This is a genomic window from Bacillus sp. FSL P4-0290, assembly GCF_037975435.1.
In the GTDB taxonomy this organism is placed as follows: Bacteria; Bacillota; Bacilli; order Bacillales; family Bacillaceae; genus Bacillus; species Bacillus subtilis.
This window is the reverse complement of the sequence record NZ_CP150253.1, coordinates 3,316,037-3,337,307: the sequence shown is the minus strand read 5'-3', so window position 1 is coordinate 3,337,307 and position 21,271 is coordinate 3,316,037. Positions and strand designations below refer to the sequence as shown.

Annotated in this window: 23 protein-coding genes; 18 read left to right on the top strand and 5 right to left on the bottom strand. The window is 46.9% G+C overall.

Features of this window, described 5'->3' with window-relative positions; all coding sequences use genetic code 11:
- The first annotated feature begins 7 nt into the window (after positions 1-7).
- The 3 genes from sufB to glxB all read left to right on the top strand — a co-directional run bounded on the left by sufB (position 8) and on the right by glxB (position 2,447).
- Complete coding sequence (gene sufB, locus MKY10_RS17550) at positions 8-1,405, top strand: Fe-S cluster assembly protein SufB (protein ID WP_003228608.1); 1,398 nt, start codon at positions 8-10, stop codon at positions 1,403-1,405.
- A gap of 269 nt (positions 1,406-1,674) precedes the next feature.
- A complete protein-coding gene (locus MKY10_RS17545; protein ID WP_015251274.1) occupies positions 1,675-1,953 on the top strand; it encodes a metalloregulator ArsR/SmtB family transcription factor in 279 nt (92 codons plus the stop codon).
- A 110-nt stretch (positions 1,954-2,063) separates the two neighbouring features.
- Positions 2,064-2,447, top strand: a complete 384-nt coding sequence (gene glxB, locus MKY10_RS17540; protein WP_015251275.1) for a methylglyoxalase — start codon at positions 2,064-2,066, stop codon at positions 2,445-2,447.
- 63 nt (positions 2,448-2,510) lie between these two features.
- Here the strand turns inward: glxB and MKY10_RS17535 are convergent, their stop codons facing one another.
- Positions 2,511-2,786, bottom strand: coding sequence for a hypothetical protein (locus tag MKY10_RS17535; RefSeq protein ID WP_015251276.1), 276 nt, complete (start codon positions 2,784-2,786; stop codon positions 2,511-2,513).
- Positions 2,786-2,932, bottom strand: coding sequence for an acid-soluble spore protein SspG (gene sspG, locus MKY10_RS17530; RefSeq protein ID WP_003228613.1), 147 nt, complete (start codon positions 2,930-2,932; stop codon positions 2,786-2,788). Before sspG ends, MKY10_RS17535 begins: the two co-directional genes overlap by 1 nt.
- A 158-nt stretch (positions 2,933-3,090) precedes the next feature.
- Between sspG and MKY10_RS17525 the strand changes: the two genes are divergently transcribed.
- From MKY10_RS17525 to frlD, 7 genes are all read left to right on the top strand, one after another.
- Positions 3,091-4,209 (top strand): FAD-binding oxidoreductase, encoded by a 1,119-nt coding sequence (locus tag MKY10_RS17525; RefSeq protein WP_339225976.1) that lies wholly within the window; start codon positions 3,091-3,093, stop codon positions 4,207-4,209.
- A gap of 102 nt (positions 4,210-4,311) precedes the next feature.
- A complete protein-coding gene (locus MKY10_RS17520; protein ID WP_003228617.1) occupies positions 4,312-4,686 on the top strand; it encodes a nucleotide excision repair endonuclease in 375 nt (124 codons plus the stop codon).
- A 215-nt stretch (positions 4,687-4,901) separates the two neighbouring features.
- Positions 4,902-5,888: a fructosamine deglycase FrlB gene (gene frlB, locus MKY10_RS17515; RefSeq protein ID WP_015251278.1), complete on the top strand. Its 987-nt coding sequence runs from the start codon at positions 4,902-4,904 to the stop codon at positions 5,886-5,888.
- Positions 5,889-5,968: 80 nt separating this feature from the next.
- A complete protein-coding gene (locus MKY10_RS17510; RefSeq protein ID WP_015251279.1) occupies positions 5,969-7,237 on the top strand; it encodes an ABC transporter substrate-binding protein in 1,269 nt (422 codons plus the stop codon).
- A 57-nt stretch (positions 7,238-7,294) separates the two neighbouring features.
- On the top strand, positions 7,295-8,173 hold the full coding sequence (locus MKY10_RS17505) for a sugar ABC transporter permease (RefSeq protein WP_014477910.1): 879 nt from the start codon (positions 7,295-7,297) through the stop codon (positions 8,171-8,173).
- A 3-nt stretch (positions 8,174-8,176) separates the two neighbouring features.
- The gene (locus MKY10_RS17500) at positions 8,177-9,079 is read left to right on the top strand and encodes a carbohydrate ABC transporter permease (RefSeq protein ID WP_003228625.1); all 903 of its coding nucleotides are present in this window, start codon (positions 8,177-8,179) and stop codon (positions 9,077-9,079) included.
- A 13-nt stretch (positions 9,080-9,092) separates the two neighbouring features.
- A complete protein-coding gene (frlD, locus tag MKY10_RS17495; RefSeq protein ID WP_003228626.1) occupies positions 9,093-9,947 on the top strand; it encodes a fructosamine kinase FrlD in 855 nt (284 codons plus the stop codon).
- Between the two features lie 24 nt (positions 9,948-9,971).
- Here the strand turns inward: frlD and frlR are convergent, their stop codons facing one another.
- Positions 9,972-10,700 (bottom strand): transcriptional regulator FrlR, encoded by a 729-nt coding sequence (gene frlR, locus MKY10_RS17490; RefSeq protein ID WP_014480777.1) that lies wholly within the window; start codon positions 10,698-10,700, stop codon positions 9,972-9,974.
- A 181-nt stretch (positions 10,701-10,881) separates the two neighbouring features.
- On the opposite strand from frlR, the gene ugpC reads away from it, so the two are divergent.
- Positions 10,882-11,985, top strand: coding sequence for a sn-glycerol-3-phosphate ABC transporter ATP-binding protein UgpC (gene ugpC / locus MKY10_RS17485; protein WP_003228630.1), 1,104 nt, complete (start codon positions 10,882-10,884; stop codon positions 11,983-11,985).
- A gap of 33 nt (positions 11,986-12,018) precedes the next feature.
- Here the strand turns inward: ugpC and MKY10_RS17480 are convergent, their stop codons facing one another.
- Complete coding sequence (locus MKY10_RS17480; RefSeq protein ID WP_009968119.1) at positions 12,019-12,885, bottom strand: endonuclease I family protein; 867 nt, start codon at positions 12,883-12,885, stop codon at positions 12,019-12,021.
- 81 nt (positions 12,886-12,966) lie between these two features.
- Positions 12,967-13,104 (bottom strand): hypothetical protein, encoded by a 138-nt coding sequence (locus tag MKY10_RS17475; protein WP_003228634.1) that lies wholly within the window; start codon positions 13,102-13,104, stop codon positions 12,967-12,969.
- Positions 13,105-13,326: 222 nt separating this feature from the next.
- Between MKY10_RS17475 and allC the strand changes: the two genes are divergently transcribed.
- The 7 genes from allC (at position 13,327) to pucE (ending at position 21,247) form a co-directional block, all read left to right on the top strand.
- A complete protein-coding gene (allC, locus tag MKY10_RS17470; protein WP_048654926.1) occupies positions 13,327-14,565 on the top strand; it encodes an allantoate deiminase in 1,239 nt (412 codons plus the stop codon).
- A 16-nt stretch (positions 14,566-14,581) separates the two neighbouring features.
- Positions 14,582-15,832, top strand: a complete 1,251-nt coding sequence (gene pucG / locus MKY10_RS17465) for a (S)-ureidoglycine--glyoxylate transaminase (protein WP_003244520.1) — start codon at positions 14,582-14,584, stop codon at positions 15,830-15,832.
- A gap of 228 nt (positions 15,833-16,060) precedes the next feature.
- The gene (locus tag MKY10_RS17460; RefSeq protein ID WP_048654925.1) at positions 16,061-17,053 is read left to right on the top strand and encodes an XdhC family protein; all 993 of its coding nucleotides are present in this window, start codon (positions 16,061-16,063) and stop codon (positions 17,051-17,053) included.
- Positions 17,050-17,667, top strand: coding sequence for a xanthine dehydrogenase accessory protein PucB (gene pucB, locus MKY10_RS17455; RefSeq protein ID WP_048654924.1), 618 nt, complete (start codon positions 17,050-17,052; stop codon positions 17,665-17,667). Before MKY10_RS17460 ends, pucB begins: the two co-directional genes overlap by 4 nt.
- Positions 17,664-18,497 (top strand): xanthine dehydrogenase subunit C, encoded by an 834-nt coding sequence (gene pucC, locus MKY10_RS17450; protein ID WP_048654923.1) that lies wholly within the window; start codon positions 17,664-17,666, stop codon positions 18,495-18,497. Before pucB ends, pucC begins: the two co-directional genes overlap by 4 nt.
- Positions 18,498-20,735, top strand: coding sequence for a xanthine dehydrogenase subunit D (pucD, locus tag MKY10_RS17445; RefSeq protein ID WP_048654922.1), 2,238 nt, complete (start codon positions 18,498-18,500; stop codon positions 20,733-20,735).
- Positions 20,726-21,247, top strand: a complete 522-nt coding sequence (gene pucE / locus MKY10_RS17440; protein WP_015251289.1) for a xanthine dehydrogenase subunit E — start codon at positions 20,726-20,728, stop codon at positions 21,245-21,247. Before pucD ends, pucE begins: the two co-directional genes overlap by 10 nt.
- The last annotated feature ends 24 nt before the right edge of the window (positions 21,248-21,271 follow it).

Sequence of the window (21,271 nt, the reverse complement as noted above, 5' to 3'; positions counted from 1 at the left end):
AAAATGGATGGCTAAAAAAATGCCTGATATTGGTGAATACAAGTATGGTTTTCACGACAAGGACGTTTCCATTTTCCGTTCAGAGCGCGGATTGACAAAAGAAATCGTAGAAGAAATTTCTCGCATGAAAGAAGAGCCTCAATGGATGCTTGACTTCCGCTTGAAATCACTTGAGCATTTCTACAACATGCCGATGCCTCAATGGGGCGGAGATTTAAACTCACTGAACTTTGACGAAATTACGTACTACGTAAAACCGTCTGAGCGTTCAGAGCGTTCTTGGGATGAAGTTCCTGAAGAAATTAAGCAAACATTCGACAAGCTCGGTATTCCTGAAGCTGAACAAAAATACCTTGCGGGTGTTTCTGCTCAGTACGAATCTGAGGTTGTATACCACAACATGAAAGAAGATCTTGAAGCGCAAGGCATCGTCTTTAAAGACACTGACAGCGCGCTGAAAGAGAATGAAGATATTTTCCGTGAGCACTGGGCAAAAGTAATCCCGCCGACTGATAACAAGTTTGCGGCGCTTAACTCAGCTGTTTGGTCCGGCGGATCTTTCATCTACGTGCCTAAAGGCGTGAAGGTTGAAACACCGCTTCAAGCTTACTTCCGTATCAACTCTGAGAACATGGGTCAGTTCGAACGTACACTGATCATTGTTGACGAAGAAGCAAGCGTTCATTATGTTGAAGGCTGTACTGCGCCTGTTTACACAACCAACTCACTTCACAGTGCGGTCGTTGAGATCATCGTGAAAAAAGGCGGCTACTGCCGTTATACAACGATCCAAAACTGGGCGAACAACGTTTACAACCTTGTAACAAAGCGTACAGTCTGTGAAGAAAACGCAACAATGGAATGGATCGACGGCAACATCGGTTCTAAGCTGACAATGAAATATCCGGCTTGTATCCTAAAAGGCGAAGGCGCGCGCGGTATGACGCTTTCTATCGCTCTTGCAGGTAAAGGCCAGCATCAGGATGCAGGTGCGAAAATGATTCACCTTGCACCAAACACATCATCTACAATCGTATCAAAATCGATTTCAAAACAGGGCGGAAAAGTAACGTACCGCGGAATCGTCCACTTCGGACGCAAAGCGGAAGGTGCCCGCTCTAACATCGAGTGCGATACGCTCATTATGGATAACAAATCAACTTCAGACACAATTCCTTACAATGAAATCTTAAATGATAACATTTCATTGGAGCACGAAGCGAAAGTGTCTAAAGTATCTGAAGAGCAGCTCTTCTACTTGATGAGCCGCGGTATTTCTGAAGAAGAAGCAACTGAAATGATCGTAATGGGCTTCATCGAGCCATTCACAAAAGAGCTTCCAATGGAATACGCAGTTGAAATGAACCGTTTGATTAAGTTCGAAATGGAAGGTTCTATTGGTTAATGATGAAAACCCCTTTGTTTATCAAGGGGTTTAGAGATAGTTATTAATTTTAAAATGGCCGGCGTGCCGAATTTGATTGTAGAAGACGAACTTTTGAAGTTCGTCTTCTTTTATTTTTCAGAGACATATCCACTGTTATTTTGATGGTTTTAAGTCCTTATCGATTAGAATATTTCAGACCTGCGTCGGATAGGTTCAGTTCCTATATCACGCAACCATACAGTTGCTTATACTTGACATGCAACTAATGAGTTGCTTATACTCAATATATGAATTGGAACAAAGACGCTATATTCAAAGCACTCGGCGATTCGACTCGTCGGCTTATATTAGACGAATTATCTGAACGCAACGAGCTGACGTTGTATGAACTTACGATACGTCTTATTACAAAGTACGACCTTTCTATTACGCGACAGGCGATAGCTAAACATCTTTCTGTACTGGAGGATGCAGGACTCGTAACATCAAAACGAAAGGGAAAATATCGAGTACTTATATTCAACAACGAACCGCTTAAAAATTTGCTCAAAGGATGGATAGAATAATTTTATAAAATCAGAACAGGGCCTCTGATAAATGTGTGGGTTGTTTTGCTTGTAGCCAGATTGTTAGCATAGTACCATGCTTCATTCATATCGAAGGAGGGAAAAACAGTATGAAAATCGTTGTTACCAGTATATTTGTACAAGATCAAGACAAGGCACTGAAGTTCTATACAGAAAAACTGGGGTTTGTAAAAAAGGAGGATGTTCCCATGGGGAAATTCAGGTGGATAACGCTTGTTTCTCCAGATGATCAAGACGGAACCGAGCTTTTACTCGAACCGAATGAACATCCTGCCGCCAAGGAGTATCAAAAGAAGATATTCTCCGAAGGCTTCCCGGCCACAATGTTTGGCGTTGCAGATATTCAAAAAGAGTACAACCGATTAAAGGAAAAAGGCGTGACGTTTACGATGGAACCGACAAAAATGGGCGAAGTCACAATAGCTGTCTTCGACGATACATGCGGTAACCTTATTCAAATTGTACAGAAGTAACCGATTCAGTCGCGTCCTTTTTGTATGCAGAAGAAAAACCGCTGGCCGAGGGGCCGCGGTTTTTTACTCTTCTTCTGTCTCTTGATTGATAATTTGCTTTACAGATGATCTGCTGTTATTTTCTCTGTTCATCTCTCGCAATTGAGTATAAGCCATATCGAATTCCTCTTTTGTCATCTGCTTTGCGGCTAATGCGGAGCATAATATAGCAAAAGCAATTGGCATTGTATCAATGTGAATGTCGATATGGACCTCTGAGTTGCCGCTGTTTTTGATAGCAGATTCAGTAGTGGGTATCTCTTGTGCATGTCTGTTGATAGGAATGATATTTTCGTTCATTAGTCTTCTCCGTCTTGTGACTGCGCCTGTGCCTGATCCTGATCTGTATTCACGCTGACCACGACTTTTGCATTACCGCTGTTTTGGACTTTTGCGACTGCCGCATCGCGTCTGTTTTCTTCATTTTCATGACGATTTTCGCTCACGGTATCATCCTTTCTCTATTGATAGTGACAGGATATTCGATAGGAGAGTAAAGAGATTGGACGAACTTCGCGGTTTTTCCACATTAGGGCAAAAGGTCGAAGGAAAGCATTCTATTTGGTAAAATGAATAGACATTATAATAGAAAAGGTGTTTGCATATGAAATCGTACATCATCGTCGGCGCAGGGATTCTGGGCGCGTCGACGGCTTATTATCTCGCAAAATCAGGCGCTTGCGTTACTGTCATTGATCGGAAAGAGCCGGGACAAGCGACTGATGCGGCGGCGGGGATCGTCTGTCCATGGCTCTCGCAACGCCGTAATCAGGATTGGTACCAGCTTGCTAAGGGGGGAGCCCGGTACTATAAGGATTTAATCCATCAATTGGAAAAAGACGGTGAAACGGATACAGGATACAAACGTGTCGGTGCCATCAGCATTCATACTGACGCGTCTAAACTCGATAAAATGGAGGAAAGAGCGTATAAGAGACGGGAGGATACGCCGGAAATTGGCGACATTACCCGCTTGTCTGCAAGTGAAACGAAAAAGCTGTTTCCGATTTTAGCTGACGGCTATGAATCGGTTCATATCAGCGGTGCCGCCCGTGTGAACGGAAGAGCGCTGTGCCGGTCGCTTTTAAGCGCTGCAGAGAAACGCGGCGCAACGGTCATCAAAGGAAATGCGTCCTTGCTTTTTGAAAACGGAACAGTCACCGGCGTGCAAACAGATACAAAGCAGTTTGCGGCTGACGCGGTCATTGTGACGGCGGGAGCATGGGCCAATGAGATATTGAAGCCTCTTGGCATTCATTTTCAAGTGTCATTTCAAAAAGCGCAGATTATGCATTTTGAAATGACAGATGCAGATACAGGATCGTGGCCGGTTGTAATGCCGCCGAGTGATCAGTACATTCTGTCGTTTGATAACGGCAGAATTGTAGCCGGCGCCACACACGAGAACGATGCCGGTCTTGATGATCTTCGTGTGACAGCCGGAGGCCAGCACGAAGTATTGAGCAAAGCGTTAGCCGTTGCACCGGGTCTTGCTGATGCGGCTGCTGTTGAAACAAGAGTGGGCTTCAGGCCGTTTACACCGGGTTTTCTGCCGGTCATAGGGGCTGTGCCGAATGTTCAAGGCCTGTACGCTGCTAACGGTTTGGGCGCTTCTGGACTGACGATGGGGCCGTTCTTAGGTGCAGAGCTCGCAAAGCTAGTTCTCGGAAAGCAGACAGAATTAGACCTTAGTCCTTATGATCCAGCCGGAGCACTTGCATAATAAGCAAGAGCATGACAAACAAATATAATAAAGCTGTTCTAGCTTTTCTTTTCTGTATGTGTTAGCATTTATCTTTAATGAAAAAGAGGACGTGAACTGATTTTGATAAAAATTGATATACCCGCACCGAATGTCACCATCACTGAACGACAGCAGTCAGCTAATGATAACGAGCCGAAGATAAAACCGATTCACGGATTCATCGACTTTCACCAGATCCCAAGGGACAAAGGCGGCATTTTTATGTTTTACAACATTCATGACGAGCTGCTGTTTGTCGGTAAAGCCAGAAAGTTAAGACAGAGAATTAAGAAGCATTTCGAAGACACTGTTTCACCGATCAAACATCACAGAGATGAAGTCTATAAAATCGAGGTATGTGTAGTTGATGATCCAATGGAAAGAGAGATTTACGAAACATATATCATCAATACACAGCACTCGAAGTACAATATAGACAAGGTATTTTTTAAATAAGACGTCAGTCTGCGGATTGAACAGCGAAGCCAGAGCTTAAGTCAAGTTCTGGCTTTTGATTTGGGCATTTTTTCGCATATAGTCCCTTTGTCTGTCATTCGAATAAATTATTGAGAAATTTCAGAAAATAATATTGACAATCCTATCCACGGACTTTAATATAACAATATATAATGTTATATAACGTTATATAATAAAAACGGGGAGTGAAGGATTTGAGTCAGGCCACAGCAAAAGTAAATCGTGAGGTTCAAGCTTTCTTGCAGGATTTGAAAGGGAAAACCATTGATCATGTATTCTTTGTCGCATGCGGAGGGTCTTCTGCCATTATGTATCCGAGTAAGTATGTGTTTGACAGAGAGTCAAAATCAATAAACTCCGACCTCTACAGCGCCAACGAATTTATTCAGCGCAACCCTGTTCAGCTTGGTGAAAAGTCTCTTGTTATTTTGTGCTCGCATTCGGGAAATACCCCGGAGACAGTCAAAGCTGCTGCGTTTGCAAGGGGCAAGGGTGCACTTACGATTGCGATGACGTTTAAACCGGAGTCTCCTTTAGCGCAGGAAGCGCAATATGTTGCCCAGTACGATTGGGGTGATGAGGCGCTTGCGATCAATACAAACTATGGCGTTTTGTATCAAATCGTTTTTGGAACCCTGCAAGTATTAGAAAACAATACGAAATTCCAACAAGCAATTGAAGGCTTAGATCAATTGCAGGCTGTATATGAAAAAGCCCTTAAGCAGGAAGCTGACAACGCCAAGCAATTTGCAAAAGCCCATGAAAAAGAAAGCATTATTTATACCATGGCAAGCGGTGCAAACTACGGTGTCGCTTACTCCTACAGCATCTGCATTCTCATGGAAATGCAATGGATTCATTCCCACGCCATTCATGCCGGAGAATATTTTCACGGACCGTTTGAAATTATTGATGAATCCGTGCCGTTTATCATCCTGCTCGGTTTAGATGAAACAAGACCTCTTGAAGAGCGGGCACTTACCTTCTCGAAAAAGTATGGCAAAAAGCTCACTGTGCTTGATGCTGCATCTTACGACTTCACTGCAATTGACGATTCAGTTAAAGGCTATCTTGCTCCGCTCGTTCTCAATCGTGTGCTGAGAAGCTATGCAGACGAGCTGGCAGAGGCGAGAAATCATCCTTTATCTCATAGAAGATACATGTGGAAAGTTGAGTATTGATCTGAAAATGAGGAACCATTATGCATTAGACTATAATGTTATATAACATTATAGTCTAATGTCCAGAGGAGGCCAACCCTTTGAAGAAAATGTTGTTGTTCTTGATCATTGCAGCTGTCAGTATGTTCACCATTGCAGGCTGTTCGAGCCAAAGCAGTTCAGCGGACGGAAAGGTGACATTGAAATTTTTCCACAGATGGCCGAAGGAGCCGGAAAAAAGTTATTTTGAAGAGGTTGTTAAGGAATTTGAAAAAGAACACCCAGATATCGATATTCAAATTGAAGCCGTTTTAAATGACTCCTATAAAGATAAAATTAAGGTCATGCTGGGAACCACCAGCCCTCCTGACATTTACTTCTCTTGGAGCGATGAGTTTGCTTTTAAATTTATCAGAGGCAATAAAGCACTTGATCTCTCGTCCTACTACAAAAATGACACCGATTGGTCATCACAGCTCGTTCAATCGCAAATTACACCATTTACTTATGAAAACAAGCAATATGGCGTACCGTGGCAAATGGACGCTAAATCATTCTTCTATAATAAAGACATTTTCCAAAAGCTGAATCTTGATCCCCCGAAGACGTGGGATGAATTAATCGATGTGTCAAAAAAGCTGAAAGAACATGGCTACACACCGATCAGCTTTGGAACAAAGGCGACTTGGACAATCTCGCACTATATCGGCACGCTTAATCAGCGGATGGTCGATGAAAAAACGCGAGACAAGGACTATAACGCCAAAACGGGTGAATTTACTGATGAAGGCTACGTAAAAGCACTTGAAAAGCTTCAAGAGCTGATGCCTTACTTTAATAAACATGTAAACTCCGTCGACCACGAATATGTGAGACAGCAATTTAAGAGCGGAAAGTCGGCGATGATATATGCGGAAACAGCCGAAATCAAGCTGGTTGAACCGGTTAATCTTGGGATGTTCCCATTTCCTGAAATCAGCGGGCAGAAAGGATCTTCAGAAGCGTTAACGGGAGCGCCGGAAGGATTCATGATTTCCTCAAGAACAAAACATCCGAAGGAAGCAATGGAATTTTTGCAGTTCTTGACGTCGAAAAAAATGGGCGAAAAGCTCGTGAAAGATGTCGGGAAATACAGTGCAGTGCAAGGTACGGCTACTGAAGAAAATGCAACAGCCATTCAGCGTGAAGCCGTTCAGCATATTGTTGATGCCAAATCAATGGTTCCATGGTTTGATATGGATGTCGATGTTGAAGTCGCAGATGCGTACCTAACGGGCGTCCAGCAAATGCTTGGCGGCGACATGACACCGCAGCAGGTGATGAAAGCCGTTCAAAAGGCAGCAAAGCAGGTGAGGGCGTCAGCTGAATAAATCAAAGAAAAGGTGAAGCTTCGCACCTTTTCTTTTTATAAAGGAGATGAGATACCCTTGGTCAATCAGAATAAAATAATCCCCTATTTGTTTTTGGTGCCCGCTCTCGTTTTTTTACTTTTCGTTTATATCCCGATTTTTGAGAATGTATTCCTCAGCCTGTTTCAGTGGAGCTCATTTTCTCCGGAAAAAACGTTTATCGGCTTAAAAAACTATGTTGAATTATTTCATGATCCTGTCTTCTATCAGGCACTTACCAATAATGTGCTTTATGCAGTGATCTCAATTGTATGCCAGGTATTTGGCGGTTTGATTTTGGCGGCGGTGCTTGAGGATAAGCTGGTCAGAAAATGGTCGCCGTTTTTTCGTACCGTTTTCTTTTTGCCGGTTGTCATCTCAATGACGGTGATCGCGCTTTTGTTTGATTTTATTTACAATCCGGAGACAGGGCTTTTGAATCAGCTGCTTCAGGCCATCGGTCTTGATCAGCTGACGAGGGCCTGGCTCGGGGATGACAGCACAGCTATGCTTTCTGTCATTTTTGTGTCCCAGTGGCAATCTGTCGGTTATATTGCGATGCTGTACATCGTGTCGATTCAAAAAATACCGGATGAACTGTATGAAGCGGCCCGGCTTGACGGCGCGGGTAAAATTCAGCAGTTTTTTCATATTACTGTTCCCCAGACGAAAGAGATGTCTTTTGTTGCGGTGGTCATGACGCTGACCGGGGCCTTTACGGTCTTTAATGAGCCGTACATTTTGACAGGCGGCGGGCCGGGAAACGCGTCAGAAGTCTTGAGCACGTTTTTATATAAAAGCGCCTTTACAAAGGATATGATGGGCTACGCCTCAGCGATTGCCACTGTCGTGTTAATCATTACGCTTGCATTATCGCTCATGCAAATGAAGTTCTTTAAAACCGGAAAGGAGGAGTAACTGATGCTGCCTCAGAAGAAGACAGATTCGTTCAGATTGGAGCCTGTGCCTGACCAGCACATTGAGGTTAAAGATAAGCCTAGACGAAAATGGTATATCGGAGAAACGTCTGTGTGGGTTTTTCTGTTTCTTTATCTGATTGCGATTGCCTATCCGCTTCTCTGGATGGTGATGAGCGCCTTTAAAAACTCTGACGATATTTTTGAGCACAGCTGGTCGCTGCCGTCTTCGTGGCATCCGGAAAATTTTGTTTCCGCCTGGAACCAGGGGATTTCTTCTTATTTTATGAACAGTGTCATCGTTACGGCGCTGACGTGTGTGATCACTGTCTTTATCAGTGCATGGGCAGCGTATGGCCTTTCCCGGTTTGAGTTTAAAGGAAAAGGATTCTTTTTGGTGCTATGTCTTGGCGGATTGATGCTGACGCCGCAGGTCAGTCTTGTGCCGCTTTATTCTATTATTCAGTCGCTTGGCCTGTACAATACGTATTGGGCGTTAATCCTGCCGTATGCGGCTTATCGGATCCCATTCACCATCATTTTGATCCGCTCTTATTTTCTTTCTATTTCCAAAGAATTGGAGGAGGCGGCCTATTTGGATGGGTGTACAAGTTTTGGAGTATTTTTCAGAATTTTCTTACCAATGAGCGTGCCAATTTTGGTGACATCCGGCATTTTGACGGCTTACCATACATGGAATGAGTTTATGTTTGCGATTATTTTCATAGATGATGAGAATTTGCGGACCATTCCAGCCGGGCTGATGCAGTTCAGAGACGCGCTGCAGACAGACTGGGGCGTCCTGCTGGCGGGGTTAACGATTTCAGCCGCGCCGATTATTATTCTATTTTTATTGATGCAGAAATATTTTGTCCGCGGGATTGCAAGCGGCAGTGTAAAAGGATAAAGGAGGAAGCACTATGAAATTGATTGCGGTTGGAGATAATGTTGTAGATTATTACCAGGATCAAGAAACATTCTACCCGGGAGGAAATGCCTTAAACGTTGCTGTGCTTGCCAAGCGGCTCGGGCATGAGTCTTCCTATATCGGAATCGTCGGCAATGACGAAGCCGCGGCGCATCTGTTGAACGTTCTCAAGCTGGAGCAGGTCAATGCAGATTATATCCGCCAGGCGCACGGAGAAAACGGGATGGCGATTGTCACCCTTGATGAACAGGGGGACCGCATTTTTGTCAGATCAAATAAAGGCGGCATTCAGTCCCGGCTTCGCCTCGCGTTTCAGGAGAAAGATGTATCTTTTATCAGCGGGCATGATCTGCTGCATACGAGCGTGTACAGCAGGCTTGAGAACGATCTTCCGCAGCTGTGCGGGCTTGTCCCTGTCTCATTTGATTTTTCAACCAATCGGGAGGATGATTATTTGAGGAGGGTCTGTCCTTATGTGACGTATGCGTTTTTTTCAGGAAGCGATTTGAGTGAGTCGGAATGCGGTGAGCTTGCCAAAACAGCTCATGGGTACGGAGCCAAAATGGTTTGTATGACCCGAGGGGGCCAAGGAGCAATCCTGTCTGCGGGTGATCGAGTCTATCATCAGCCGATTGTGGAAGCTGATATAATAGATACACTTGGAGCGGGAGATTCTTTTATAGCAGGCTTTTTGACTGCCTTTTGCGTGAAGCAGGATATAACGTATGCTTTGCGCCAGGCTGCTGAAACGGCTGCGAAAACATGCGGTGTGTACGGAGCTTTCGGCTATGGCTATCCTTATCGCTTGGAGGACGGGGGAAGCAGTGAAAAAACGAGAATACTATAAGCAGTGTCTCGTTTTTTATGCCTGTTATGTGTAGGGGCTGTTGATGGTAAAAGTGACACGGTTTGTGTGCATCAAAAACAATGAGCAATAGATTGGCTGGTCGTTTGATGTAAAAGCCGTTTTATCAATTTCAAACAGCGCATCCCCGATATCACAATCCAGGTATTTGCTTTCCTCCTGTTGGGCATATACAACGTTTAATAGCTTCGTATTGTGCGTGGGTACAACTTTGTATTGCTGTTTCAAAATATCATGCATGGAGACGCCGTCAGCAATAAAGGTATCAATGCCGGGAAACAAATCAAGCGGATAATGCGTCACTTCAAAGGTGAGAGGCTGATCATCATTATATAAAATCCGTTTTAATTCAACGACAGGGCTCTCGGGATGGATTTGAAGCTTTTCTGCGATGGGTTTTGACGCTGGAATGATGTCATGGGACAGCACATGATGCTTCGGTTTTTTGCCGGTTGATTCCATAAATTCCGAGTAGCCGTTTACAGCGATCAGCTCTCGTTTTAATTTAGGGCTTTTAACGAACGTTCCCTTTCCCTGCTGCCTGATCAGATAGCCTTCTTCGACTAAATCGAGAATGGCTTTCCTGACGGTGATGCGGCTGACGTTATACTTGGTGCAAAGCTCGTTTTCGGTAGGCAGCTTGGCGGTTGGGGAATACACGCCCTTTTTGATGTCATCAGTGATGATTTGTTTTAGCTGAATGTATAAAGGTGTAGAACTTCCGTTGTTTAACAAAGGGTAGCCTCCTTTTAACCTATTATTTATATTATAATGTATTATGACGTTATAATACAAATTTACATTTTTTATTTTAGAAATATAGCAAAAATGGGAATCGATTACTCTAAAAATAACAGAAAGACCAAGTTGTTTCCAGTGACGAAATAACGGGTCAAAAGATAGGGGGACTTTTCTGATGGCTTCATTAACATTTGAACACGTCAAAAAATCATATCACTCACAATTAACCGTGAAGGACTTTGATTTAGATGTAAAGGATAAGGAGCTTTTGGTGCTGGTGGGGCCGTCAGGATGCGGAAAATCAACAACGCTGCGGATGGTGGCTGGATTAGAAAGCATTTCTGAAGGAAATCTTCTTATTGATGGGGAGCGGGTCAATGATCTTCCGCCGAAAGAACGTGATATTGCGATGGTATTCCAAAACTATGCGCTTTATCCGCATATGACGGTTTTTGATAATATGGCGTTTGGATTAAAGCTCAGAAAGATGGCGAAACAGGAAATTGCCGAGCGGGTTCATGCGGCAGCCAGAATTTTAGAAATTGAACATTTGCTGAAGAGAAAACCGAAGGCGCTCTCCGGCGGGCAGCGGCAAAGGGTGGCGCTTGGCAGGTCGATTGTGAGGGAGCCGAAGGTCTTTTTAATGGACGAGCCGCTTTCTAATCTGGATGCAAAACTAAGAGTGACGATGCGGACAGAAATCAGCAAGCTGCACCAGCGATTAGAGGCAACGATCATTTATGTCACGCATGACCAGACCGAAGCAATGACAATGGGAGATCGGATTGTCGTCATGAATGAAGGGGAAATTCAGCAAGTGGCGAAACCTCATGACATTTATCATTACCCGGCCAATTTGTTTGTCGCAGGCTTCATTGGCTCTCCCGGAATGAACTTTTTGAAAGGCATCATAGAACAGCAGCATGGCGAGCTGTTTTTCACAAATTCTTCGATCCGGCTTCATATTCCTGAAGAAAAAGCAAAGCGGCTGAAGGAAAAGGGATATGCCGGAGAACAGATGATTGCCGGTGTACGGCCGGAGCACATCACACAAATGACAGGAAATGACCAGTTGTTTGATTCAGTGTTTCAAGCGAACGTGGAAGTGAATGAAAATCTGGGCTCGGAGCTCATAGTGCATGTCATGGCTGGGGACGAGCGGCTCAAGGTCCGCCTGGACGGAAACACGCGAATCGATGCAGGCGATTCAATCCAGCTCTCAGTGAAAATGGACCACGTCGTCTTTTTCGATGCGGAAACGGAAGAGGCTGTGTATTAGAAAAAGGTGCTCCTCAAAAGGAGCACCTTTTTCTTACGGCCAAATCTCATCCGCCCATTCAGGGTGGTCGATAAATGGATTGCGGTTGTGCTGATATTTTTCATAAATGATTTCATTTCTTTTCCGCTCGCGGTCGTCAACCGGATCCTGCTTATTCCATTCGAGCAGGACAGATTGTTTGCCATGATAAGGAGCTGAGCCGTTGCCTGTCTTATCATTAAGCTCAAGATCAGGATAGCCGTCATCACCCTCGTAACGGACAGCCATGTAAAACAGCATGCGGGCAACATCGCCTTTCACATCATCGCGGGGCTCCCATGAATCGCCGTCATAATAATTTCCGGGTGCCTTCGCATATTCAGTGCCGCCATTGTCAAAATCCATATTTCCTCTGGCGCTGTTAACTTGAACATCAGCCGGGCGCAAATGATGAATATCAGTACCAGGTCCCTTGCTCGTACCAAAATCGCCATGGGATTTCGCCCAGACATGCTCGCGGTTCCAATCGCCGACATTGCCGCCGTTCAGGTTTTTGGAACGCGATTCATTCGTATAGAGCAGGATGACGTTATTCGGATTTCTTGGGTCTTCATCCGTTTCTTTCAGCGCGTTCCACACTTCGCTGTAGGACAGCATCGTGTGTCCGCTGATAATACGGTGCAGGGTGCTTTTTAGCGAGTCTCCTGTTTTACCTTCAGCCCCTTCATAATAGGTATCTGTGTCAGCATAGGGTGCAGCGGGGGCGGCTAATGAGAGAAGGCTTCCCGTTCCTGAAGGGGAAGACGCCAATCGGTCATTAAGGCTTAATGTGGTTTGCGCGCTTGCTGAAGCTGCTGGCGCAAGCCATCCGGAAATCAGTAATACACAGACGAGCGGCAGAAACCATGCTTTTTTTGTCATCACTTGCCCTCCTTTTATCAGATCATGTCTATTATCTAAAATTGAAATAAAGGATAGAAGTGTCATTTTGTATATTTTTCATTAAAATTGTAAATTAGTCCCTTTGGAGGAGGCGGAAATCTCCTGTTTCCATATCTTTAGGTCCTGTTTTTGCGGGCTGCCGGCATTTCTGTTTTCATCCGTTCCGCGAACATCGCCTCTCCAGCTTAGCTTGTTCATATGAAAGGCATTTTGACCCTCTCTTTCGCTCTTGCTGGCTCTCTTCCTTACCGTGTTTTCTTTTGACCTTTACATCAAAATAGTTGTGACATGTAGGGTGTATCTGGTTGCTGGATGGATACTGTAGCTAAAAAATAAACGTTTTTTTGGTTAATCTGTCAATGAACTATCATGTTGCTCCTTCTATAATGAAGTCACCATAGCGGCCAGAGGGGGGAGTACATGGAAAAGCAGAAGCTTTCAGTAAAAAACAGCATCACAGATTATATTGAATGGCTCGCCCAATACGGTGCGTCTGCGGATGGCGGCGTAACGAGGCTTTTATACACAAAAGAGTGGATGGACGCACAGCTTGCTGTAAAAACGGAAATGTCTTCTTTTGGGCTTGATACAAGATTCGACGATGTCGGCAATGTGCTTGGAAGGCTTTCGGGCACCCAGTCTCCGGATGAAGTCATTGTAACCGGGTCACATATCGATACTGTCATCAATGGGGGGAAATACGACGGCGCCTATGGTGTTCTGGCGGCAATGCTTGCGATAAAGCGGCTCAAAGAGACATATGGAGTGCCGAAAAAAACACTCGAAGCGGTATCCTTATGTGAGGAGGAGGGCAGCCGTTTTCCAATGACCTATTGGGGATCAGGGAATATGACGGGTGTTTTTTCATTACAGGATGGAGCAGAGCCAAGAGACGAATCAGGAGTCTCGCTGCAAACAGCGATGCATGAGAACGGTTTTGGCAAAGGTGTGTTTCAGGCAGCATATCGGACAGATATCAGCGCTTTTGTTGAGCTCCATATTGAACAGGGACAGACATTGGAAATGTCAGGACGGGATCTCGGGATTGTGACAAGCATTGCGGGGCAGAGGCGCTATCTCGTCACGCTGGAGGGTGAATGCAATCATGCGGGAACCACCTCCATGAAATGGCGCAAGGACCCGCTCGCAGCCAGCAGCCGTATCATTCATGAGCTGTTGCTGCGGTCGGAGGAGCTGCCGGATGAGCTCCGTCTGACATGCGGAAAAATAACGGCAGAGCCCAATGTAGCCAATGTCATACCGGGCCGCGTCCAGTTTTCAATCGATATTCGCCATCAGCATCAGCATGTGCTGGAACAGTTTCATCAAGACATGGTTGCTTTGATCAACGGCATTTGCCTACAAAAAGGAATTCGCGCCGTGATTGATGAATATATGCGGATAGAGCCTGTGCCGATGGACGAAAGGCTGAAGGCTGCGGCTTTTGAAACAGCATTAGAAAACGGCTTCAGCTGTGAGGAAATGGTGAGCGGAGCAGGACATGACGCGCAAATGATCGGAAGGCGCTATCCTGCTTGTATGCTGTTTGTGCCAAGCCGAGGCGGCGTCAGCCACTCACCGAAGGAATATACGTCAGCCAGACAGCTTGAGATCGGCGTCCGCGCACTGACTGATTTATTATACAAACTGGCTTACTGATAAAGGAGGAATGGCTGTGTCAGGCAGAAGAGAATTATGCACCCCGTTAAGAACGATTATGACGCCAGGGCCTGTTGAGGTTGATCCGCGTGTATTAAGAGTAATGAGCACCCCGGTTGTCGGCCAATTTGATCCGGCGTTTACAGGTATTATGAATGAAACGATGGAGATGCTTCGGGAGCTGTTCCAAACAAAAAACCGCTGGGCATACCCGATTGACGGCACTTCACGGGCGGGAATTGAAGCAGTGCTGGCTAGTGTGATAGAGCCGGAAGATGATGTGCTCATTCCCATTTACGGCCGTTTCGGTTATTTGCTGACTGAAATCGCCGAGCGATATGGGGCAAATGTTCATATGCTGGAGTGCGAATGGGGAACGGTTTTTGACCCGGAGGACATCATACGGGAGATAAAAAAAGTGAAGCCGAAAATTGTGGCCATGGTGCATGGAGAAACATCGACAGGACGGATTCACCCGCTGAAAGCCATCGGCGAAGCCTGCCGCACCGAGGATGCATTGTTTATCGTCGATGCAGTCGCAACGATTGGGGGCTGCGAGGTTAAAGTCGATGAATGGAAGATTGACGCTGCCATCGGCGGAACGCAAAAATGTTTGTCTGTGCCTTCAGGAATGGCGCCGATTACATATAATGAGCGGGTGGCGGACGTGATTGCAGCTCGCAAAAAGGTGGAACGCGGGATTGCGACACAAGCTGACAGGGCAGCACTTTCGGGAAATCGGCCAATTACAAGCAACTACTTTGATTTGAGCCAGCTTGAGGATTATTGGAGCGAAAGACGGCTCAATCATCATACAGAAGCGACGACGATGCTGTACGCCTTACGTGAGGGAGTCAGACTGGTGCTTGAAGAAGGTCTTGAGACGCGTTTCGAGCGGCATCGGCACCATGAAGCCGCATTAGCAGCAGGGATAAAGGCAATGGGGCTAAGATTGTTTGGAGATGACAGCTGCAAAATGCCTGTTGTCACCTGTGTCGAAATTCCCGGCGGCATTGACGGCGAGTCTGTCCGTGACATGCTGCTGGCACAATTCGGCATTGAAATCGCCAGCTCATTCGGCCCGCTTGCAGGGAAGATCTGGAGGATCGGCACGATGGGGTACAGCTGCAGAAAAGAAAACGTGCTATTCGTGCTTGCCGGGTTAGAGGCTGTGCTTCTCAGACATAACGCAGGAATCGAAGCAGGAAAAGCGCTCCAAGCAGCGCTGGATGTGTATGAAAACGCTGGCCGCCAGGCAGCGGTGTAAAGAAAAGCTTGCGGAACTCCGCAAGCTTTTTAACGATATGATTTCGTGTTTTCTCCAATCTGATTTTCTTCGTTTGACTCTTTTTACAAATCCTCTTTCTATGTGTTTCATTTTCTGACAAATCATGAGTCATTTTTTCTTCCATCGTCTATTCTTTATACAAGTTACCTATAAAATCACGCTGAACTAGTTGTTTCTCACGGCAATTTTCGAGAGGAGGATGCAGCATTGGGGAATTTTCACAAGGTGTTAGATGCGCTCCTGGAAGACCAGGAGGAGGCTGTACTGGCGACAATTGTTCAAGTTGAAGGCTCCGCGTATCGAAAAGCAGGCGCCTCTATGCTCTTTAAGAAAAATGGCAGACGGATTGGCTTGCTGAGCGGCGGGTGTGTGGAAGAAGATGTATTCCAAAGAATCAGTGCGCTGGGCGATCAGCTCACACCAACGCTGATTCCCTACGACATGAGGTCAGAGGACGATCTTTCTTGGGGCATGGGAGCCGGGTGCAATGGCATTATTCATGTTCATGTGGAGCGAATCACTCAGGAAAAAAGGCGGCACTATGAGAAAGTGAGGGATTGCCTTCATTCAGGCAAAGCTGTCACTTCTGTTATAAAGATTGGATCCTCACATTATTTATTTCTGACGGAGAACGGGCATTTTGGCAACTGGCCGGACGCGCCTCTGCAAGCTATTCAACGTACTGTTTCAACGCTTCATTTACCGCATTTCGATCCACCCACTAACATGTTTATTCAGCGAATTGAACCGAAGCCGCGCCTCATTCTGTTTGGGGCGGGGCCGGATACTGTACCGCTGGCCAATTTGGCGGCTGACACAGGGTTTTCTGTTATCGTGACGGATTGGCGGCCCGCTTATTGTACATCCTCTCTTTTTCCAAAAGCGGATCAGCTGATCACCGCTTTTCCGGAACAAATGCTTAGCGAATTTCAATTTTTTCCGCATGATGCAGCTGTTGTGGCAACCCATCATTATCAGCACGATCAAACGATCATCAACTTCTTATTTTCTCAAAACCTCCATTATATTGGACTGTTGGGTTCGGCAAACCGCACGAAACGGCTGCTGAACGGAAAACATCCCCCGTCTCACTTTTACAGTCCGGTCGGGCTGAAAATCGGTGCGGAAGGTCCCGAGGAAATTGCGGTAAGTGTAGTTGCAGAAATTATTCAAACAAGAAAACGGCTGGCGGTTGTATGAGAAACCCCTATCTGATCGGCGTGTTTCTCGCTGCCGGCAAAAGCAGAAGAATGGGACAAAACAAGCTGGCTTTGCCGCTAAAAGGAGAAAACATAGGCTCACTTTCCTTGAAAACTGCTCTGTCGTCCCGCCTTGATCACGTGCTGGTCGTCGAGCGGACAGAACATGCCTCCCTTGAGTGGATAGGAGCGCCGTATCACGCTCCGCCTTTTCAAAAACGCTGGAGCCTGCACGTTTGCCAAGACGCAGAAAAGGGTCAGGGGCATTCAGTCAGCAGCGGGGTGAGAAAAGCAGAAAGCATGGGGGCGGACGGCGTTGTCATTTTGTTAGCCGACCAGCCTCAGCTTTCCGTCGATCATCTCAATGCCCTTGTGGCTCTGGCTCCTGAGTCATTTGCCGTGTCATCGTTTTTAGGGGCGTTCACCCCGCCAATCTACTTCTCGTCGACATGTTTTCCTTATGTAAAGGGATTAACGGGAGATGAAGGGGCTCGCAGGCTCCTGAAAAGCGGACAGCTTGGAGCAGGAGCGGTTTTGGAGGCAAAGGATAGCGGTGAGTTGGACGATATTGATACACCCGAGGAATATGACATGGTAAGGAGGGCGATGTCTTGAACGGCCAAGTGACAAAAGCAAGGATGAATATTCAATTATGGAGACCGGCAGCGCTTGATGAGGCCTATTCGCTTTTAGAGAAGCTTGCTCCGGATGTGTGTGCCGCATCGGGAAGCACGCTCCTTCAGCTTCAGTGGGACAAAGGAACTCTACCGAAACAGCACCTTGTCAGCCTTGAAGGGATTGACGAAATGCGAGGGATCAGCACCAGTGACACCCACGTGTCGATCGGGGGGCTCACATCACTGAATGAATGCAGAAAGAACCCTTTGATTAAGAGAGCGCTTAGCTGTTTCAGTGACGCTGCTTCCGCTGTCGCTGCACCGGGGATTCGCAGCCGTGCCACGATTGGCGGCAACATAGCGAGTAAAATCGGTGATTTCATTCCGCTTCTGCTTGTGCTTGGTGCTGAGCTTATCGTATATCAAAAGGAGCTAATCAGGCTGCCGCTTGGCGCTTGGCTCAGTGAGGAAGACTTTAGAACGGCTATCGTCACGCGTGTCATCATCCCGCGGGCGGAGGGAGAGCGTGTATTTTATCACAAGCTTGGAAGGCGCCAGGCTTTTACCGGAGCGGCTGCTGTTGCAGCTGGACGTTTTTTGAAAGACGGCAGCATTCGCCTCGCCGCTGGCCATGCCGATATCACTCCTAGGAGATTATTGGACAGCGAAGCGAAATGGATGGCACCAGGGTGGGACTCGCATGAGCTGTACAAAACACTTATCCATGAGCTGCCGTTTTCCTCAGATGCTTTTATGTCAGCGGCATACAGAAAAAAAGCCGCTGCCAACGTCATCATGGCAGAGCTGATGGCTGAGGGAGGGGAATAAATGATCATCAACAAACCGTCAAGAGTCAGGCCGGATGGAAGGGGTAAGGTCACAGGGGAATTGAAATATATGACCGATCTCAGCTTTCCGGGAATGCTGTATGGCAAGGTGCTGAGAAGTGCTTATCCTCATGCAGAGATTGTGTCGGTTTGCACCATAAAAGCTGAGAAAATGGAAGGCGTGCAGGCCGTCGTCACACATAAAGACGTTCCCGGCTTAAACCGATTTGGCATTGTCATCCCTGATCAGCCGGTTTTATGTGAGGACAGGGTGCGGTATGTCGGGGATGCGATCGCCGCAGTTGCTGCGGAAACGGAAGAAATCGCGGAAGCGGCGCTGGAGCTGATTCGAGTTGAGTTTAAAGAGCTGGAAGTCATGGATTCACCAGAAAAATCGCTTCGGCCAAATGCGCAAAGACTGCATGAGGACGGGAATATCCTGCACCGCGCATTTTTTTCAAACGGCGATGTGGAAGAAGGGTTCCAAGCATCTGATACAGTCCTTGAAGAAACCTATGAGCTGCCGCGGCAGATGCATACGTATATGGAAACGGAGGGAGGCGTAGCCGTTCCGGAAGACGACGGGGGTTTTACGATGTATGCAGGAACCCAGCACGGCTATAAAGACCGTTTCCAGCTTGCCCGTATTTTTGATATTCCTGAAGAGAAGATCAGAATTGTGTCAAGTCCGATGGGCGGCTCGTTCGGAGGGAAGGATGAGCTGAATATTCAGCCGTATGCTGCGCTTTTGGCCCTGAAAAGCGGGCGCCCTGTCAAAATCCATCAGACACGAAAGGAATCTGTACGTTCTGGCATTAAGCGCCATCCGATGAAGATTACGATAAAAACGGGTGCAGATCATTCGGGAAATCTATTGGCGCACGACGTGAAAATTGTGGCGGACACAGGCGCTTACGCTACGCTCGGACCGGCTGTTCTTGATTTTTCTATCGAGCATGCCGCGGGGCCGTACCGTATTCCGAATATCCGGACTGAAGGAATATCAGTATTTACGAACAACGGGGTGGCGGGGGAATTTCGGGGCTTTGGCGGCAACCAAATCACATTTGCACTCGAAACCCATCTCGATCGTCTCAGCGGCATGCTTGGCATCGACCCGCTCGAGCTGAGAAGAAAAAATATCAGAAAACCGCATGACTTGGGGCCGCTTGAGCATCGAATTGCACCAACTGACGGAGCGGCACAGGTGTTGAATGCCATATCTAAATCTCCCATTCTTAAAAAAACAAGCCGGAACTGCGGGTATCTGCAAAGAGGCACGGGAGCGGCAATTACAATGCACGGCGGCGGGCTGGGGTATGGCCGAATGGATGCGGCAGGAGGCCGTTTGTCCCTTTCGAGTGAAGGCAAAATCACAGCATCGTTCGGATTTGAAGAATGCGGACAGGGGATTCTAGCAGCGATTGAACAGATTGTCATGGAGGAGCTAGGTTGTGCCGCAGAAGATATTTCCATTGTTATTGGGGATACCGCAAAAGTGCCGAAGTCAGGCTCCTCCACAGCATCCCGCGGCACAAGCATGGTGTGGCACGCGATCCAGCGTTTGAAGAAGCCGTTTCTAGCTCAGTTGAAAAAACGGGCGGCAGAATGGAGCGGCTGTTCAGCGGAAAATCTTATTCCCGGCGCTGCAGGCTTGCGTGACAAAAACACAAAGGCGCTCGTGGTGACGTATAAGGAGCTGGCTGAAAAAGGCCCTTTGGCAGAGGAAACGGCCTTTGACTTTCCAACAACGCCTGATCCTGTGGTGGGCGGCCATTTCCTCTACTCATTTGGAGCGGCTGCCGTTGAGGTGGAGGTAGATCTGTTAACAGGCGATGTCAAATTGATAGATTGTGAGCACGCTATTGCGGCAGGTCCGGTTGTCAGTCCGCAGGGATATCGAGGTCAAATTGAAGGCGGCGCTGCCATGGCACTCGGCTACACACTGATGGAGGAAGCGAAAATGACGGATGGCCGTTATGCTGCGGAAAATCTCGATCACTATTTGATTCCCGGAATCAAAGATGTTCCTGACATGAAGCTGATTGCAATAGAAGACTTAATGAAGGGAGACGTATATGGACCGCGCGGTGTTGGTGAAATCGGAACAATCGCCATCACTCCGGCGATTGTAAAGGCAGTACATGATGCGGTCGGATGCTGGATAAACAAGCTGCCAATTTCAAGAGAAGAGTTGCTTGAAGCGATCGACAGAAAGGGGCTGAAGCAATGGACATAAAAGAGGCCGGGCCATTTCCTGTAAAAAAGGAACAGTTCCGGATGACCGTGAATGGTCAGGCGTGGGAGGTTGCTGCCGTTCCTACGACACATCTGAGTGACCTGCTTAGAAAGGAATTTCAGCTGACCGGGACAAAGGTGTCCTGCGGAATCGGCCGCTGCGGAGCCTGCTCTATTTTAATCGACGGAAAACTGGCCAATGCGTGCATGACCATGGCTTACCAAGTGGACGGCCATTCCATTACAACAATCGAGGGCGTACAACAAGAGGAACTGAATATCTGCCAAACCGCTTTTCTGGAAGAAGGAGGCTTCCAATGCGGCTACTGTACCCCAGGAATGATAATTGCGCTTAAAGCACTGTTTCGGGAAACCCCTCAACCTTCTGACAAAGATATAGAAGAAGGGCTGGCGGGGAATTTGTGCCGGTGTACCGGGTATGGCGGGATTATGCGGTCAGCTTGCAGGATTAGAAGAGAGTTGAACGGAGGGAGACGGGAGTCCGGCTTTTAAAAGCCGGACTTTTTTAGCCTCAGT

Excerpts from the sequence above, each read along its gene's own strand:
- allC (WP_048654926.1), top strand. The coding sequence starts at position 13,327 with ATGGAAAAGCAGAAGCTTTCAGTAAAAAACAGCATCACAGATTATATT.
- ugpC (WP_003228630.1), top strand. The coding sequence starts at position 10,882 with ATGGCTTCATTAACATTTGAACACGTCAAAAAATCATATCACTCACAA.
- MKY10_RS17545 (WP_015251274.1), top strand. The coding sequence starts at position 1,675 with ATGAATTGGAACAAAGACGCTATATTCAAAGCACTCGGCGATTCGACT.
- frlD (WP_003228626.1), top strand. The coding sequence starts at position 9,093 with ATGAAATTGATTGCGGTTGGAGATAATGTTGTAGATTATTACCAGGAT.
- glxB (WP_015251275.1), top strand. The coding sequence starts at position 2,064 with ATGAAAATCGTTGTTACCAGTATATTTGTACAAGATCAAGACAAGGCA.
- pucD (WP_048654922.1), top strand. The coding sequence starts at position 18,498 with ATGATCATCAACAAACCGTCAAGAGTCAGGCCGGATGGAAGGGGTAAG.
- MKY10_RS17500 (WP_003228625.1), top strand. The coding sequence starts at position 8,177 with ATGCTGCCTCAGAAGAAGACAGATTCGTTCAGATTGGAGCCTGTGCCT.
- MKY10_RS17480 (WP_009968119.1), bottom strand. The coding sequence starts at position 12,885 with ATGACAAAAAAAGCATGGTTTCTGCCGCTCGTCTGTGTATTACTGATT.
- MKY10_RS17535 (WP_015251276.1), bottom strand. The coding sequence starts at position 2,786 with ATGAACGAAAATATCATTCCTATCAACAGACATGCACAAGAGATACCC.
- MKY10_RS17475 (WP_003228634.1), bottom strand. The coding sequence starts at position 13,104 with ATGAACAAGCTAAGCTGGAGAGGCGATGTTCGCGGAACGGATGAAAAC.
- MKY10_RS17525 (WP_339225976.1), top strand. The coding sequence starts at position 3,091 with ATGAAATCGTACATCATCGTCGGCGCAGGGATTCTGGGCGCGTCGACG.
- sufB (WP_003228608.1), top strand. The coding sequence starts at position 8 with ATGGCTAAAAAAATGCCTGATATTGGTGAATACAAGTATGGTTTTCAC.
- pucE (WP_015251289.1), top strand. The coding sequence starts at position 20,726 with ATGGACATAAAAGAGGCCGGGCCATTTCCTGTAAAAAAGGAACAGTTC.
- pucB (WP_048654924.1), top strand. The coding sequence starts at position 17,050 with ATGAGAAACCCCTATCTGATCGGCGTGTTTCTCGCTGCCGGCAAAAGC.